General features: G+C 69.8%; 13 protein-coding genes, 1 pseudogene and 1 riboswitch. Of the genes and pseudogenes, 6 read left to right on the forward strand and 8 right to left on the reverse strand.

Going from position 1 to position 14,838, the window contains the following annotated elements; all coding sequences use genetic code 11:
* Nucleotides 1-5 precede the first annotated feature (5 nt).
* The 5 genes and pseudogenes from purN to E0E30_RS09075 all read right to left on the reverse strand — a co-directional run.
* On the reverse strand, nucleotides 6-569 hold the full coding sequence (gene purN, locus E0E30_RS09055) for a phosphoribosylglycinamide formyltransferase (RefSeq protein ID WP_130865986.1): 564 nt from the start codon (nucleotides 567-569) through the stop codon (nucleotides 6-8).
* 63 nt (nucleotides 570-632) lie between these two features.
* Nucleotides 633-1,148 (reverse strand): 6,7-dimethyl-8-ribityllumazine synthase, encoded by a 516-nt coding sequence (gene ribH / locus E0E30_RS09060; RefSeq protein WP_130865987.1) that lies wholly within the window; start codon nucleotides 1,146-1,148, stop codon nucleotides 633-635.
* Nucleotides 1,145-2,398 (reverse strand): 3,4-dihydroxy-2-butanone-4-phosphate synthase, encoded by a 1,254-nt coding sequence (ribB, locus tag E0E30_RS09065; protein WP_130865988.1) that lies wholly within the window; start codon nucleotides 2,396-2,398, stop codon nucleotides 1,145-1,147. Before ribB ends, ribH begins: the two co-directional genes overlap by 4 nt.
* Nucleotides 2,395-3,045, reverse strand: a complete 651-nt coding sequence (locus E0E30_RS09070; protein ID WP_130865989.1) for a riboflavin synthase — start codon at nucleotides 3,043-3,045, stop codon at nucleotides 2,395-2,397. Before E0E30_RS09070 ends, ribB begins: the two co-directional genes overlap by 4 nt.
* Before the next feature lie 120 nt (nucleotides 3,046-3,165).
* Nucleotides 3,166-3,588: pseudogene (locus E0E30_RS09075) on the reverse strand (transposase); the annotation flags it as partial.
* Between the two features lie 320 nt (nucleotides 3,589-3,908).
* On the opposite strand from E0E30_RS09075, the gene E0E30_RS09080 reads away from it, so the two are divergent.
* On the forward strand, nucleotides 3,909-4,982 hold the full coding sequence (locus tag E0E30_RS09080) for a M23 family metallopeptidase (RefSeq protein ID WP_167853922.1): 1,074 nt from the start codon (nucleotides 3,909-3,911) through the stop codon (nucleotides 4,980-4,982).
* 105 nt (nucleotides 4,983-5,087) lie between these two features.
* Here E0E30_RS09080 and pcrA read toward each other — a convergent pair whose 3' ends face one another.
* Nucleotides 5,088-7,526, reverse strand: a complete 2,439-nt coding sequence (gene pcrA, locus E0E30_RS09085; protein WP_130865991.1) for a DNA helicase PcrA — start codon at nucleotides 7,524-7,526, stop codon at nucleotides 5,088-5,090.
* Nucleotides 7,527-7,705: 179 nt separating this feature from the next.
* Nucleotides 7,706-7,817: riboswitch (SAM riboswitch) on the forward strand.
* A gap of 410 nt (nucleotides 7,818-8,227) precedes the next feature.
* Here pcrA and E0E30_RS09090 point away from each other — a divergent pair.
* From E0E30_RS09090 to E0E30_RS09110, 5 genes are all read left to right on the forward strand, one after another.
* A complete protein-coding gene (locus E0E30_RS09090) occupies nucleotides 8,228-9,181 on the forward strand; it encodes a MetQ/NlpA family ABC transporter substrate-binding protein (RefSeq protein ID WP_130865992.1) in 954 nt (317 codons plus the stop codon).
* A 73-nt stretch (nucleotides 9,182-9,254) separates the two neighbouring features.
* A complete protein-coding gene (locus E0E30_RS09095; protein WP_130865993.1) occupies nucleotides 9,255-10,307 on the forward strand; it encodes a methionine ABC transporter ATP-binding protein in 1,053 nt (350 codons plus the stop codon).
* Nucleotides 10,304-10,963, forward strand: a complete 660-nt coding sequence (locus E0E30_RS09100) for a methionine ABC transporter permease (RefSeq protein ID WP_130865994.1) — start codon at nucleotides 10,304-10,306, stop codon at nucleotides 10,961-10,963. Before E0E30_RS09095 ends, E0E30_RS09100 begins: the two co-directional genes overlap by 4 nt.
* A gap of 60 nt (nucleotides 10,964-11,023) precedes the next feature.
* The gene (locus E0E30_RS09105) at nucleotides 11,024-12,268 is read left to right on the forward strand and encodes a phospholipase D-like domain-containing protein (protein WP_130865995.1); all 1,245 of its coding nucleotides are present in this window, start codon (nucleotides 11,024-11,026) and stop codon (nucleotides 12,266-12,268) included.
* A gap of 132 nt (nucleotides 12,269-12,400) precedes the next feature.
* Nucleotides 12,401-12,661 (forward strand): GlsB/YeaQ/YmgE family stress response membrane protein, encoded by a 261-nt coding sequence (locus tag E0E30_RS09110; RefSeq protein ID WP_130865996.1) that lies wholly within the window; start codon nucleotides 12,401-12,403, stop codon nucleotides 12,659-12,661.
* A 147-nt stretch (nucleotides 12,662-12,808) separates the two neighbouring features.
* Here E0E30_RS09110 and E0E30_RS09115 read toward each other — a convergent pair whose 3' ends face one another.
* Together E0E30_RS09115 and E0E30_RS09120 are read right to left on the reverse strand one after the other, a co-directional pair.
* On the reverse strand, nucleotides 12,809-13,504 hold the full coding sequence (locus E0E30_RS09115) for a LuxR C-terminal-related transcriptional regulator (protein ID WP_130865997.1): 696 nt from the start codon (nucleotides 13,502-13,504) through the stop codon (nucleotides 12,809-12,811).
* Nucleotides 13,474-14,820: an ATP-binding protein gene (locus E0E30_RS09120; RefSeq protein ID WP_130865998.1), complete on the reverse strand. Its 1,347-nt coding sequence runs from the start codon at nucleotides 14,818-14,820 to the stop codon at nucleotides 13,474-13,476. The genes E0E30_RS09115 and E0E30_RS09120 overlap by 31 nt, the downstream gene beginning before the upstream one ends.
* Nucleotides 14,821-14,838 lie beyond the last annotated feature (18 nt).

Raw genomic sequence — 14,838 nt, forward strand, 5'->3', positions numbered from 1 at the left:
GCGGATCAGGACTGCGACAGGTCACGCACCACCTGGACGAGCAGTTCGCGCTCGGCGACCTTGATCCGTTCGTGCAGGGTCTCGACGGTGTCGTCATCAAGGACCCGGACGGCCCGCTGGTCGATGATCCGGCCGGTGTCGACGCCGGCGTCGACCATGAAGATCGTCGTCCCGGTGACCTTCACACCGTGGGCCAGGGCGTCCCGTGGCCCGTGGACGCCAGGGAAGGAGGGCAGCAGGGCCGGGTGCGAGTTGATGGTCCGGCCGCCGAAGCGCGCCAGGAAGGCCGGTCCGAGGATCTTCATGAACCCGGCACAGACGACGAGATCGGGCTCGAAGGAGGCGACGTCGTCGGCCAGGCGCTCGTCCCAGGCAGCGCGGTCGTCACCCTTGACGAGGGGTTCGACGAAGGTGGGGACGCCGGCCCGCCGCGCCCGATCGAGGCCGAGGGCGTCGGGCACCTCGGACCCGACCGCGACGATGTCGACGTCGGTGCCGGTGAAGGAGTCGAGCAGCGACTGCAGGAGGGTCCCGGCACCCGACACGAGGACGACGACACGATAGGTCACGGCGTCACTCTATCCGGCGTGAGCCGCGTCGGCCCTCGAGTCCATGAGCCGCACCGGACGCCCTCAGCATCCGACCTCTCTGAGCGCCTGCCAGGTGGCCACCGCCGCCAGGGCGGCCTCGTACCCCTTGTCCTCGGTCGATCCGGGGAACCCGGCGCGGGCGAGGGCCTGGTCCTCGTCGTCGCAGGTGAGGACCCCGAACCCGATGGGGATCCCGGTCGTCACCGCGACCCGGGTGAGGCCCTGGGTGGCGGCGTCGCAGACGTAGTCGAAGTGTGGGGTCCCGCCACGGATGACCACCCCCAGGGCGACGAGCACGTCGACCATCATCGAGGTGGCGAGCCGGGAACAGGCGACCGGGAGCTCGAAGGTGCCGGGCACCCGGACGACCCGGGGGGCCTCGACGCCGACCTCGGCCAGCCCGCGCAGCGCGCCGTCGAGAAGACCGTCCATGACGACCGAGTGCCACTGGGAGGCGACGACGGCCGCCTTGAGGGGTCTGCCACCGATCCCGACGACGTGTCCCAGCCCGGACAGGTCGGGGGCGGAGGTTCCGGTGTGGTGAGTGGTCCGGCTCATGCGATGGTCTCCTCGATCTCGTCGGGAAGGGTGAGCCGGTGGCCCATCCGGTCACGCTTGGTGCGCAGGTAGTCGATGTCCTCGGGACGGACCCGTACCTGCAACGGGACCGGTTGGACGCTCACTCCCCCGGCTCGCAGGGCGTCCACCTTGTCCGGGTTGTTGGTGAGCAGGCGGACACGGTCGATCCCCTGGTCGGCGAGGATGGCGACGGCGGCGCCGTACTCGCGGGCGTCGACCGGCAGCCCCAGGCTGGTCTGGGCGTCGACGGTGTCGAGCCCGCCGTCCTGGGCGTGGTAGGCGGCGATCTTGTCGAGCAGCCCGACGCCACGACCCTCCTGACCACGCAGGAGGATGACCGCGCCGCCGCGGTGGGAGACGAGTTCCATCGCCGCGGCGAGTTGCTCGCCGCAGTCGCAGCGCAGGGAGCCGAGGGCGTCCCCGGTGAGGCACTCCGAGTGGACGCGCACCCACGGCGCGCCGTCATCGGGCAGCGGGCCCCGCTCGGGGACGAGGAGGACGTGCTCGGCGCCGGTGAGGTGATCGAGGTACCCGGTCATGGCGAATCGGCCGTGTCGGGTGGGCAGCGACGCCGTCGCGGTGGCGCTCACCCGGCTGCGTGAGATGGCGGGCTCGAGGACGACCTCGTGGCGACGCCGCCACCGTGCCAGGTCGGCGATGGTGATGACGTCGAGGGCCTCGGCCTCACCGAGGGCGAGGACGTCAGGGCTACGGGCGCAGGTGCCGTCGTCGTGGACGATCTCGCCGATGAGTCCGACCGGTTGCAGGCCGGCCAGGCGGGTGAGGTCGACCGCGGCCTCGGTGTGTCCGGGCCGCTCGAGGACACCGCCGTCGCGGGCTCGCAGGGGCAGCACGTGTCCGGGGCGGACGAGGCCGGCCGGCGTCGTGGCGGGGTCGGCCAGGGCGCGAGCGGTGGCGGCCCGTTCGACCGCGCTGATGCCGGTGGTCGAGGCGGCGGCGTCGACCGAGACGGTGTAGCGGGTGCGCAGCGGGTCGGTGCTGGCCGGCCACATGAGCGGCAGGTCGAGGGCATCGGCCCGGGCCTCGGTCATCGGCGCACACAGGTAGCCGGAGGTGTGCCGCACCATCCAGCCGACCCAGCGGGGGCTGGCCAGTTCAGCGGCGAGGATGGCGTCGCCCTCGTTCTCGCGGTCCTCGTCGTCGAGGACGAGGACCGGGCGGCCGGCCCGCAGTTGGGCCAGGGCGTGTTCGATGGTGGCGAAGGTCATCTGTGGTCTCCCTCATCGGCTGGGGTGGGTTGGTCGGCGGGGATGGCGCCGTGGAGGCTGAGGTTCTCGACGTACTTGGCCAGGACGTCGACCTCGAGGTTGACCGGGTCGCCGACCTCGAGGCTTCCCAGGACGGTCTCGCGCAGGGTGGTCGGGATGAGGCCGACCTCGAACCACGGCTCGGCTCCGGGGGCCGCGACAGCCGTGACGGTGAGCGAGACCCCGTCGACCGCGATCGACCCCTTCTCGGCCACGTAGCGTGCCAGGTGCGCCGGGAGGGTGAACCGAACGGTGCTCCATCGCTGCGCCGGGGTGATGGCGGCGATGCGACCGGTGCCGTCGACGTGGCCCTGGACGATGTGGCCGTTGAGGCGCCCGCTGGCCGGGACGGCACGCTCGAGATTGACCGGGTCGCCGGGTTCGAGGCGGCCCAGGCAGGTGCGGGCGAAGGTCTCGGGCATGACGTCGAAGGTGAGGTCGTCCCCGTCGATCCCGGTGACGGTGAGGCAGGCGCCGTCCACGGCCACCGACTGCCCCAATGTGGCACCTTTCGACACGTCAGGGCATCTCAGGCGCATGACGCCTCCGTTGGTGTCACATTGCAGCAAGCGGACGTGCCCGATCTCCTCGATGATTCCGGTGAACATGGTCCTCACTCCTCGTGGTGGGTGGACGGGTGGTCGGCGGTGGGCGGTTCCGCAGCGGCGCAGGCGGCGGGGGGTTCGGCGGGGTCAGCGGTCGCTGGGGGTTCCACGGGACCGGCGGCNCCGCGAGACCGTGGAGCGGGAGATGCCGGTGTCGTTGCCCAGGGCGCGCACCAGCTGGTCGACCTTGCGGGTGGACACGCCGTCGATCCAGGCAGTGGCGATCACGGCGTACAGGGCCTTGTCGACCCTCCTGCGTGGGGACAGTAGGGACGGGAAGAACGACCCCTCCCTCAGCTTGGGGATCGCAAGGTCCACCTCGCCGGCTGGAGTGGCCAGCGTCTTGGAGCGCGTCCCGTTGCGGCGGGTCGTGCGCTCCGGGGTGCGCTCGTGCGGGGCCGCGCCGATCCTCGCGGTCGCCTCGGCGTTGATCAGGTCCTGCAGCCCCGCCTGCAGCATCCGTCGGAACACGTCCGAATGAGCGAGGTCGGGATCGGCCAGGACTTCCTGAATCAGCGCGGACAGGGCAGACTGGTTGTGGGTCATCGTGAGATCACTTCTTTGCTTCTTGCCGGAAACAACAGGTCCTCCCACGATGACCCCTCTACGTCAACGCCGACGAGGGACCCGCAGGAAGTGACACCACACTAAGAGACGCACCCATCCAGCCGCTCGGACCCCGGTCGCGCAGGCATTCCGGTGGCCGAGAAGCCCGCCATCACCGGGTTTGTGAGACCAATCTGAGAGATGCTACGGTTTTCCTCAGCAAGATCGTCGGAGGCCCGTCCACGTCGGACATGACTGTTCGGGCCCCCACCACGGGCCCGGGAATGGACCCGGCTCGCGCCCGGCCGACAAGGAGTCATGTGAGCACTGCACGGACACGTCGCGGTACCCGTCCTGTCGTCGACCCCGTCGAGGGTGAGGACCCAGCCCCCTTTGCCGACAGCCGGCACACGCGCGTCCACGTGCGACGCGGACTGGCCGGGCTCGTCGTCGGCACCCTCGGTCTGCTGTCGGTGGGCGGGGTCTGGCTGGCCAGCGCCGCCGACTCGACGACGACCGATGCCCACTCCGTGGCCGTCGACACCACTCGACCCGACACGTCGAAGGCCGTCCCGGACACCACGAGCGTGCAGCCGGGCACCCGCAGCGACACCGGCGCCGCGACGAACCCCACCGCCAGGACCAAGGACGGCGGCCTGGCCGCCCTCGACGGACGGGGCTCGACCGTCTCGCGCAATGCCATCCGCACCGAGCTCGACCAGGCGATGAGCCGTTCCCTGACCTCCCAGCGCACCTCCTCACTGGCCACCTCGGGCACGAAGATCATCGACAGCGCCGCCACGGTGACCGAACGGGTGCGTGCCGACGAACTCAATGCCTCCATCGCCAAGGTCAAGGCGAACGCCGCGAAGATCGCCGCCGAGAAGAAGGCGGCCGAGGCCAAGCTCGTCGCGCAGGCGAAGACCGCCGGCATCTCGATCACCAGCGGCAACCTCCAGGCCATCGTCTCCGACGGTGGCGGCACGACGCCGATCGCGCCGGGTTCGTACACCCTGGGTTCCTACTGGGGTGAGTACGGCGTCTGGGCCCGTTGGCACACCGGCGAGGACTTCGTCTCGCCCTGCGGCACCCCGGTGCGGGCGGTCGCGGCCGGCGTCGTCGGGCAGCCGACCGGTGGATCGTGGGCCGGCAACCATGTCATCATCCACCACGCGAATGGCGGGTCCACCCTGTCGGCCCACCTCTCGTCGATCGTCGTGAGCCCCGGTGCCACCGTCAAGGCCGGCCAGCTCATCGGGTACGTCGGTGAGACCGGCCGGGCATTCGGCTGCCACCTCCACTTCGAGTACTATCCGGCAGGGACGACCCCCGGAGACGTCTACTCGACCCAGGACCCACTGGTGTTCCTCAGGTCCCTCGGCGTCAAGCCCTGAGTCGACCCAACCGTCAAGGCCTGAGTCGGCCCAGCCGCCAGGCTCGACATCCCATGGTCCCGAGGCCCCCCGCTACCGAATTGGCACGGGGGGCTTCGTCCTGTCTCACAGCTTCTCGACCGGCGCGAACTTGAGGGCGAGCCGCTTGAGCCCCACCGAGCCGAAGTCGACGTCGGCCTTGGCGTCGGCCCCGACGCCGGAGGTGGCGACCACCGTCCCCAGCCCCCACTTGGTGTGGAGCACCTTGTCACCGGGCTCGACCGAGATGACCGGACCCCGAGGGGCCTGACCCGGTCCCCGTCCCGACCCGAACGAGGGCGTCCGATCGAGGGAGCGGCGGGCCTCGCGGCTGCGGTCCTGGGCCTGGGTCGACCACCCGGCCACCTCGGCCACCCGTTCCCAGGTGAGCAGGCGGCCCGGGATCTCCTCGATGAACCGACTGGCCGGGTTGTACTGCGGCTGCCCCCACAGGGTGCGCACGGTGGCCCGGGAGAGGAAGAGCTGCTTGCGTGCCCGGGTGATGCCGACGTACGCCAGCCGACGTTCCTCGGCGAGTTCGCGGGGATCGGCCATGGCCCTCATGTGCGGGAAGATCCCGTCCTCGAAGCCGGTGATGAACACCGTGTCGAACTCCAGTCCCTTGGCGGTGTGCAGGGTCATGAGGGTGACGACGCCGTCCCCCTCGGTGGGGATCTGGTCGGAATCGGCCACCAGGGCGATCTGCTCGAGGAAGGCCGGCAGGGAGTCGTCGGCCTCGAGGACGAGGTCGTCCTCCGCACCCACCTCGTCGGGCTCCAGGTCGGCACTGTGCACCCGGGCCACGAACTCCTGGGCCACCGAGACGAGTTCGACGAGGTTCTCCAGTCGGGTCTCGTCCTGGGGATCCTTGGAGTTCTCGAGCTCGCCGATGTAGCCGGACTCCTTGAGGATGCTCGCGGCGATCTCGTCGGCCCTGGCCCCGTGGGCCACCATGGCGCGGTGCTGGGCCAGGAGCTGCCCGAAGGCCCGGATCTGGTTGACCGACCGTGCCGCCAGTCCGTCGACCTCGTCGACGCGGTCGATGGCCTCGCTGAAGGGGATGCGCCGGGCGGTGGCGAAGAGTTCGAGGGCGGCCTCGGCACGGGCACCGATGCCCCGCTTGGGGACGTTGAGGATGCGCCTCAGCGACACGTCGTCGGCGGGGTTGGCGATGGCACGCAGGTAACTCACGGCGTCACGCACCTCCTTGCGCTCGTAGAAGCGCACTCCCCCGACGACCCGGTACGGCAACCCGGTGCGGATGAAGACGTCCTCGAAGGCCCGGGACTGGGCATTGGTGCGGTAGAAGACGGCGACCTCCCCGTACCGGGTCTGCCCCGCGTCGACGAGTTCGTCGATCCGGCGGGCGACCCACGAGGCCTCGTCGTGCTCGGTGTCGGCGACGTAGCCGACGATCTTGGCGCCGTCACCCTGATCGGTCCACAGGTTCTTGGCCGGCCGGTCGGCGTTGCCCTTGATGAGGGCGTTGGCTGCCGAGAGGATCGTCTGGGTCGACCGGTAGTTCTGCTCGAGGAGGATCGTCCGGGCTCCGGGGAAGTCGGACTCGAAGTCGAGGATGTTGCGGATCGTCGCCCCACGGAAGGCGTAGATCGACTGGTCGGAGTCGCCGACGACCATGAGTTCGGGGGGATCGACGTGCGGCCCCGTCCCGCCCGACCGCTCCGCCTCCCGTTCCGCGCCGCACAGGGCCCGGATGAACTGGTACTGGGCGGTGTTGGTGTCCTGGTACTCGTCGACGAGGACGTGCCGGAACCGGCGCCGGTACTGCTCGCGCAGATCCGGGAAGTCCCGCAACAGGGTGACGGTCGACATGATGAGGTCGTCGAAGTCGAGGGCGTTGGCCGCGCGCAGCCGGCGCTGGTACTCGTCGTAGAGCTCGGCGAAGGTGCGGTCGTTGCCGGTCGACGCCGCGGCGGCGGCCCGTGCTGGATCGACGAGTTCGTTCTTCTGGTTCGAGATCCAGTTCATGACGGTGCGCGGGGCGAACTTCTTGGGGTCGAGGTTGGCGTCGCGGGTGACGAGGGAGACGAGTCTCTTGGCGTCGGTGTCGTCGTAGATGGAGAAGGTCCGCGACAGGCCGAGCCGGTCGGCGTCCGAGCGGAGGATGCGCACCGCGGCCGAGTGGAAGGTCGAGACCCACATGGCACGGGCCCGGTTGCCGACGAGGTCGACGACGCGGCCCTTCATCTCGGCGGCGGCCTTGTTGGTGAAGGTGATCGCCAGGATCGACCCGGGATGGACCCCGCGAACGGTCACCAGATGGGCGATCCGACGGGTGAGGACGCGGGTCTTGCCCGACCCGGCCCCGGCGACGACGAGGACCGGCGACCCGGCATGGAGCACGGCCTCGCGCTGCGGCTCGTTGAGGTCGGCCAGCAGGTCGGCGGCCCCACCCTGGCGCCTGGGGGCGTCGCCGGACAGGTCGGTCGGCAGCACCCCCGGCTCGGTCGATCGACCGGAGGTCGGGCGCACGGTGAAGTACGAGAAGAGGTCGGGCTCAGTCATGGCGGCCCCAGCCTACGGCCCTGCCGCTCGGGTACGCCTCCCCGGCGCCCCGGGCCCGGCCTCGCACCGATCCCCCGGACCGGCGAATGGTCTCGGTCAGCGACGTCACATCTCACGGTTCGGACATGGGTGGCGTCGAGAATTGACACCTGGCCGCCCTGCCGCCTAGCTTGAGGGCAGGTCTTGAGACCCGGCGTCAAGCCACGGCTTGCCGGGCGGCAACCCCTCGCGTCCCGTCGGGTGCCCCGTGTGACGACCCGGTCGCGCCACGAGGTGCGACAAGAGCGACGGCGCACCACGCGCCCGACACCACAGGAGCAGGAACCATGGCAGCGGCCCACAGCCACCTCGCAGACGCCGACCAGCGCGCCCTCGAGATGCCCGCCATGATGTGCTGCCCCCGAATGTCCGGCACCTGCTGATCGACCCCTGCCGATCCGCGGACCTGCCCCCGAGCAGGACCGTCACCCGCGCAGCGACACCGATCCAGCAGGACCATCGACCCGCTGACCCCCTGTCGTCGTGACGAGCTGTCCCGCCCGTCCCGACGACCCGGGAGTCGCCGACAGCAGCTCCACCCGCCAGCGGGATCCTCGGAGCACACCCCCCTCGATCCCGGACGTCGGCGACACCCGTCCCACCTCCGGACCGTCCCCCACCCCACGTCCACACCCGATCACCAGCCCATCAGGAGCACCCCCATGAGCACCCAGAATCCCACCGACGGCACCCCCCAGGCCCTCCCCGAGCACCCGCAGCGCGGATCCCGCAAGGGTCTGGTCATCGGCGCCGTCATCGTCGTCCTGGCCATCGTGGCCGGGGTCATCGGTTGGGCCGTCACCCGCAAGTCGGACGCCCAGGCGACGACGACGGTGAAGATCGGCACCACCGAGGCCGGCGCGTCCTTCTGGCCGATCTTCAAGAAGAAGGCCGCCGAGCAGGGCATCACCATCGAGGTCGTGAGCTTCAACGACTACAACCAGCCCAACCGTGCGCTCTCCCAGAAGCAGATCGACCTCAACTACTTCCAGCACATCTTCTTCCTGGCCAACTACGACCACGAGAACAAGGACACCCTCATCCCGCTCGACTCGACCTATGTCGTCCCGCTCGGTCTGTACTCGAAGAAGCACACCTCGGTGAGCCAGATCCCCCAGGGTGGCAAGATCGCCATCCCCAATGACGCCACCAACCAGGGACGGGCCCTGCTCGTCCTCCAGTCGGCCGGCCTGCTCACCCTGCGCAACGGCGGCAGCGCCCTGTCGACCCCGTCCGACATCGACACCGCCAAGTCCAAGGTCACCGTCACGCCCGTGGATGCGGCCCAGACGGTCACCGCCCTGCCCTCGGTCGACGGAGCGGTCATCAACAACGGCTTCGCCCGCGACGCCAACATCGACCCCTCGTCGGCCCTCTACGCGGACTCCGCGAAGAGCAGCACGGTCGACCCGTACATCAACATCTTCGCCGCCCGCGCCGCCGACAAGAACAATGCCACCTACCTCAAGGTGACGAAGATCTGGCACGATGAGGAGGTCGAGAAGGCCGTCCTGGCCGACTCGAAGAACTCCGCCGTCATCGTCCAGGGTCGCAGCCGGGCCGATCTGCAGAAGATCAGCGACAACCTGCAGGCCGAGCTCGCCAAGAAGGGCTGACCACCGATCCGGGTGCCCGTCCCGCGGGGCGGGCACCTCGCTGCGTCCCAGCCCCCGGCACAAGAAGGTTCCCATGGCCGATCCACACATCCGTCTCGAGCACGTCTCCAAGGTCTTCCAGACCAGGTCCGGGCCCGTCCAGGCCCTCGACGACGTGAGCCTCGTCGTCGACCGCGGCTCGATCGGCGCGGTCATCGGGCACTCGGGGGCGGGCAAGTCGACCCTGGTGCGGCTCATCAACGGTCTGGAGCACCCCACCAGCGGCACGGTCGTCGTCGACGGGACGGACATCTCTCACCTGCCCGAGAAGGCCCTGCGCCCGCTGCGCTCGGACATCGGGATGATCTTCCAGCAGTTCAACCTCTTCGGCTCGCGGACCATCTACGACAACGTCGCCTACCCGCTCAAACTCGCCGGCTGGAGCCGCGCGCAGGAGCGGGCCAGGGTCACCGAGCTGCTCAATTTCGTCGGTCTCACCGACAAGGCCTGGGTGCATCCCGACCAGCTCTCCGGCGGTCAGAAGCAGCGGGTCGGCATCGCCCGTGCCCTGGCCACCCGGCCCTCGATCCTCCTGGCCGACGAGTCCACCTCGGCCCTCGACCCGGAGACGACGGCCGACGTCCTGTCGCTGCTGCGGCGGGTCAACGACGACCTCGGGGTGACCATCGTCGTCATCACCCACGAGATGGAGGTCGTCCGCTCGATCGCCGAGCGGGTGTGGGTCCTCGAGGAGGGTCACCTCGTCGAGACCGGGACGGCCCGCGAGGTCTTCGCCCACCCGCGGTCCGAGACGACCCGACGGTTCCTCTCCACGATCATCGGACAGCATCCCAGCCCCGAACAGGCCGCGCGTCTGCAGGCCCAGTACCCCGACGCGACCCTCGTCGACATCACCTCGGTCGACGACACGGCCTTCGGTCTGGCCCTGGCCGAGCTCGGGCGCGAGGACAGGGTGAGCTTCCGGATCGTCCACGGCGGCGTCATCGAGGTGCGGGACGGTTCGGTCGGCAACTACACCGTGGCCCTGTCCGGGCCACCCGAGGACGTGGCCGACGCCGCCCGACGGCTGGCCCTCGTCTCCAGCGAGTCGCGGGCGGCACTGGCGGATCGACAGGAGCAGCGATGACCGACTGGAACTACCTCAGGCCGATCTTCATCCAGTCCATCGGCGAGACCCTCTTCATGGCCCTGGTCACCCTCCTCGTCGGCGGGATCTGCGGCCTGGTCCTCGGGGTCTTCCTCTACGCCACCCGACGCGGCGGGGTGCTGGCCAACCGGACCGTCAACCTCGTCCTCAACGTCATCGTCAACATCGTGCGGCCCATCCCGTTCATCATCTTCATGACGGCCATCGCGCCGCTCACCCTCGAGGTCATCGGGACGACGATCGGCGTCCGGGCGGCCACCTTCCCGCTGTGCATCGCGGCGACCTTCGCCATGAGCCGCATCGTCGAGCAGAACCTCGTCACCGTCGACCCCGGCGTCGTCGAGGCGGCCCGTGCCATGGGCGCCGGGCCGTGGCGCATCCTCTTCGACGTCGTCGCCCGTGAGGCCCTGGGGCCCCTCATCCTCGGCTACACCTACGTCCTCATCGCCATCGTCGACATGACGGCCATCGCCGGGGCCATCGGTGGCGGCGGACTGGGTCAGTTCGCCATCACCTACGGCTACCAGCGGTTCAACTGGACGGTGACGGCCGTCGCGGTGGTGACGATCATCGTCCTCGTGCAGTGCGCGCAGTTCCTGGGGAACTGGTTGGCGAGGAAGGCGTTGCGTCGGTAGAGCGTCGGAGACGTACATGGCGACGGCGCCGGCGGGGCTCGCCCCCACTAGGGTTGTTCCATGAGTTTGCGCGATCGGGTACGGACCGCCGTCCACTGGACCACCGTGACCGTCGTCGCCGCCCAACTCGCGACGGCCGGCGCGCTGGTCGCCTACGACGTCGCGCAGCGCAAGCACCGCAAGATCAGACGATTCCCGACCAGCCCGGTCGAGCCGACCACCGCCGGCGAGGACGAGTTCACCGTCTACACCTTCGGCGAGGACCTCTACGAGGCCATGCTCGCCGACATCGCCGCGGCGACCGGCACCATCTACCTCGAGACCTTCATCTGGAAGGGCGACGAGATGGGCAGGAGGTTCCGCTCGGCCCTCGTCGACGCCGCCGCTCGCGGGGTGGCCGTCCACGCCATGTGGGACGGATTCGCCAACCTCGTCGTCGACCCGCGCTTCTACCGTCATCTCGACGGGGTCCATGTGCGCGTCCACCCCGTCATCCCGGCAGGGCTGCCGAGCATCCGCAACATGGGACGCGACCATCGCAAGCTGCTCGTCATCGACTCGACGGTGGCCTATGTCGGTGGGTACAACATCGGAACCCTCTACGCCGACCGCTGGCGGGACACCCACGCACGCATCACCGGGCCCACCGTCGGGGAGCTCGAGAACGCCTTCGTCGACCACTGGAACCAGCGGCCCGTCGGGGCTTTCGGACGCCACGACCGGGTCGAGCTGCCCCAGCCCACCCAGCGCACCTGGGAGTCCGACGTCATCGTCCATCGCAACACACCGCGGCTGTCGATGTACCCCATCCGCAACATGTACCTCGAGGCCATCGACCGTGCCGCCGAGCGCATCTGGCTCACCCAGGCGTATCTCATTCCCGATGACGACCTGCTGGACTCCCTGGACCAGGCGGCGCGTCGCGGCGTGGACGTGCGCATCATCGTGCCCGCCCGGTCGAACCACGTCCTGGCCGACTGGCTGAGCCGCGGATACTACGACCGGCTGCTGAGCTGCGGGATCCGCCTCTTCCTCTACCAGAACGCCATGGTGCACGCCAAGACGGGCACCATCGACGGGATCTGGTCGACGATCGGCACTGCGAACCTCGACCGCCTCTCGCTCCAGGGGAACTACGAGATCAACGTCGAGGTGACCGCCGAGAACGTGGCCCGGCGCATGGAGCAGATCTTCCGGGTCGATCTGGAGAACTGCGTCGAACTCGACGCCGAGCGTTGGGGATCACGTTCGCGCTTGGCGAAGTTCACCGAGACGCTGTTGTCCCCTTGGAGACCTTTTTTCTGAGCTGTCGATCCTTGTGAACATGCGGTTCAATGATACCCATTCGCCCTCGATGAAAAGTCTGTGACGTCCCGTTCGGGACGAGTTTCCTCATTTTCCTGACGGATCGATCCCCCGTGCCCTATCGTTGAGGACATGGGAATTCTTGCATGGATCATTCTCGGACTGCTGGCCGGCGCGATCGCGAAGGCCATCCTGCCCGGCCGCCAGGGAGGTGGGTGGATCGCCACCCTCATCCTCGGTGTCGTCGGTGCCCTGCTCGGCGGGTTCATCGGCAACGCCGTCTTCGGTGGCGGACTCTCCAGCTTCTGGAGCATCCGCACCTGGCTGCTCGCCATCGTCGGGTCCCTCATCGTCCTCGTCGTGTGGGGATTCATCACGAAGCGACGCGCCTGACCACCACACCCCCACATCCGAGGAGCCCCGACCAGTCCAGGTCGGGGCTCCTCGTCGTCGGTACCGCCTGTCGTCGGGCCTGTCGGAGGAGCGCCGGTCGGTGGCCCACCGGGTGAGCTCGTCGCCGGTGCTCCGGACGTGGCCGACTCAGATGAGGCGCCGGTCGGTGGCCCACCGGGTGAGCTCGTGTCGGTTCGACAGCTGCAGCTTCCGCAGGACGTTGGACACGTGCGTCTCGACCGTCTTGATCGAGATGAAGAGCTCCTTGGCGACCTCCTTGTACGCATATCCCCGGGCGATGAGCCGCATGACCTCCTTCTCCCGGGGCGAGAGACGGTCGAGGTCCTCGTCGATGGAGGCGGTGTCGATGGAGCGCGAGAAGGCGTCGAGGACGAACCCGGCCAGCCGTGGCGAGAAGACGGCGTCGTCCCCGGCGACCGTGTCGATGGCGTCGAGCAGGTCGGCCGGGGAGATCGACTTCGTCACGTACCCGCGCGCCCCTGCCCGGATGACGCCGATGACGTCCTCGGCGGCGTCGGAGACCGACAGGGCCAGGAATCTCGTCGACCGGTCGAGCCCGGCGGCGGCGCATCGGGTGATGACCTGCGCACCTCCCCCGCCGGGCAGGTGGACGTCGAGGAGGACGACCTGTGGGCGGGTGCTCACGACGGCGTCGACCGACGAGTCGACGTCCCACCCCTGACCGACGACGACCACCCGGTCCGGGTGTGCCCTCATCTCGCCGGCGACCCCGGCTCGGAACATCTCGTGGTCGTCGACGAGGACGACCCTCACCGGTGTGTGCGCAGTGCTCACGGCGTCATCTCCAATCGGATCTCGCATCCGGCGCCCGGCGAGGTGCGCACCTGGGCGCGACCTCCGTGGCGTTCCACCCGCTCGATGATCGAGCGTCTCAGACCCATCCTGTCATCGGCCACCCGCAGCGGGTCGAAGCCGACCCCGCGGTCACGGACGAAGATCTCGACGTTCCCGTCGTCGACCTCGGCGTAGACGTCGATCCGGTCGGCGCCCGAATGCTTCGCGGCGTTGAGCACCGCCTCCGCGGCGGCCTGGACGAGAGCCCCGAGGTGCTCGTCCAGCCGGATGTCACCGACCTGGACGAGGTCGACGGGGACGCCACGCTCGGCCTCGATACGCTCGACCTCGTCCGCCAGGGCCGCTGCCAGGGTCGACGGGGCCACCTGGATCGATCCGTCGAACGCCCCGTAGGCCCGCCCCTCGGCGTTCCCGTAGAGCCACTGCCGCAGCTCCCGCTCCTGCCGACGTGCCAGGGTGGCGACGGCACGCGGATCATCGGCCTGACGTTGGATGAGGGCCAGGGTCTGCAGCACCGAGTCGTGCAGGTGGGCGGCCATGTCGGCCCTTGCGTCGGCGACGGCGCGCTCCCGGTCGGCCTGGCGCAGCCTCATCCGGGCCGCCCGCAGCCACGGTGCGGCGACGAGGGCCACGCCGGCCAGGACGAGGGCGGCCATGAGCAACATCGTCGACCACTGGCCCGCGCCGACCTGGGACGCGGCCACGAGGGAGATGGCGGTGCCGACCAGGGCCATGCCCGTCCCGACCCTCACCACCCCGTGCCAGCGTCGGCGCTCGACACCCGCCCCGTCCGACCCGGTGGCGCTGGAGTCGTCGGCCTGGCGCCACACCAGGGCGACTCCCCCGGCAGCCAGGGCGATCGGCCAGAACCACCGGGAGTTCATCCCCACGCCGATGGACTGGATCGCCATGACGGCCAGCCCACCGACGAGGACGACACCCAGGGTGGCCGCCGCCCGGCTGCGGGCCGGCGTCGTCGTCCTGCTCGGGCGCAGCCCGGCGCGGGTGGCCGCCTCCAGTCCCATGCTCGTGTCAGCGCCCTGCCGTGGCAGCACCACCCACAGGACCCCGTAGAGCAGGACCCCGACGAGATCGAAGGGAACAAGCATGACGAAGCCGAGGCGGACCACCCAGACCGGCACCCGCAGCTGGGGGGCGATGCCGGCGGCGACCCCGCCGATCCAACCCGACCCGGGATCGCGGGAGGCTCGCCGGACCGGCTGCTCGTCGCCGGGAGCCCGGCCCGGCACGCGGGCACGCCGCGGGTCCGCCGGGGGCGTCGGCCCCAGCGGTCCGGTGTCGTTCGCGCGCGCGTCGTCCATGATGGATCAACACTGACA

This window comes from Acidipropionibacterium timonense (assembly GCF_900605005.1).
Classification (GTDB): Bacteria; Actinomycetota; Actinomycetes; order Propionibacteriales; family Propionibacteriaceae; genus Cutibacterium; species Cutibacterium timonense.

Coding starts and splice junctions, on each gene's coding strand:
- E0E30_RS09090 (WP_130865992.1), top strand. CDS start 8,228: ATGAGCACCCAGAATCCCACCGACGGCACCCCCCAGGCCCTCCCCGAG.
- E0E30_RS09110 (WP_130865996.1), top strand. CDS start 12,401: ATGGGAATTCTTGCATGGATCATTCTCGGACTGCTGGCCGGCGCGATC.
- E0E30_RS09095 (WP_130865993.1), top strand. CDS start 9,255: ATGGCCGATCCACACATCCGTCTCGAGCACGTCTCCAAGGTCTTCCAG.
- E0E30_RS09100 (WP_130865994.1), top strand. CDS start 10,304: ATGACCGACTGGAACTACCTCAGGCCGATCTTCATCCAGTCCATCGGC.
- ribB (WP_130865988.1), bottom strand. CDS start 2,398: ATGACCTTCGCCACCATCGAACACGCCCTGGCCCAACTGCGGGCCGGC.
- pcrA (WP_130865991.1), bottom strand. CDS start 7,526: ATGACTGAGCCCGACCTCTTCTCGTACTTCACCGTGCGCCCGACCTCC.
- E0E30_RS09115 (WP_130865997.1), bottom strand. CDS start 13,504: ATGCGAGATCCGATTGGAGATGACGCCGTGAGCACTGCGCACACACCG.
- ribH (WP_130865987.1), bottom strand. CDS start 1,148: ATGAGCCGGACCACTCACCACACCGGAACCTCCGCCCCCGACCTGTCC.
- E0E30_RS09120 (WP_130865998.1), bottom strand. CDS start 14,820: ATGGACGACGCGCGCGCGAACGACACCGGACCGCTGGGGCCGACGCCC.
- E0E30_RS09070 (WP_130865989.1), bottom strand. CDS start 3,045: ATGTTCACCGGAATCATCGAGGAGATCGGGCACGTCCGCTTGCTGCAA.
- E0E30_RS09105 (WP_130865995.1), top strand. CDS start 11,024: ATGAGTTTGCGCGATCGGGTACGGACCGCCGTCCACTGGACCACCGTG.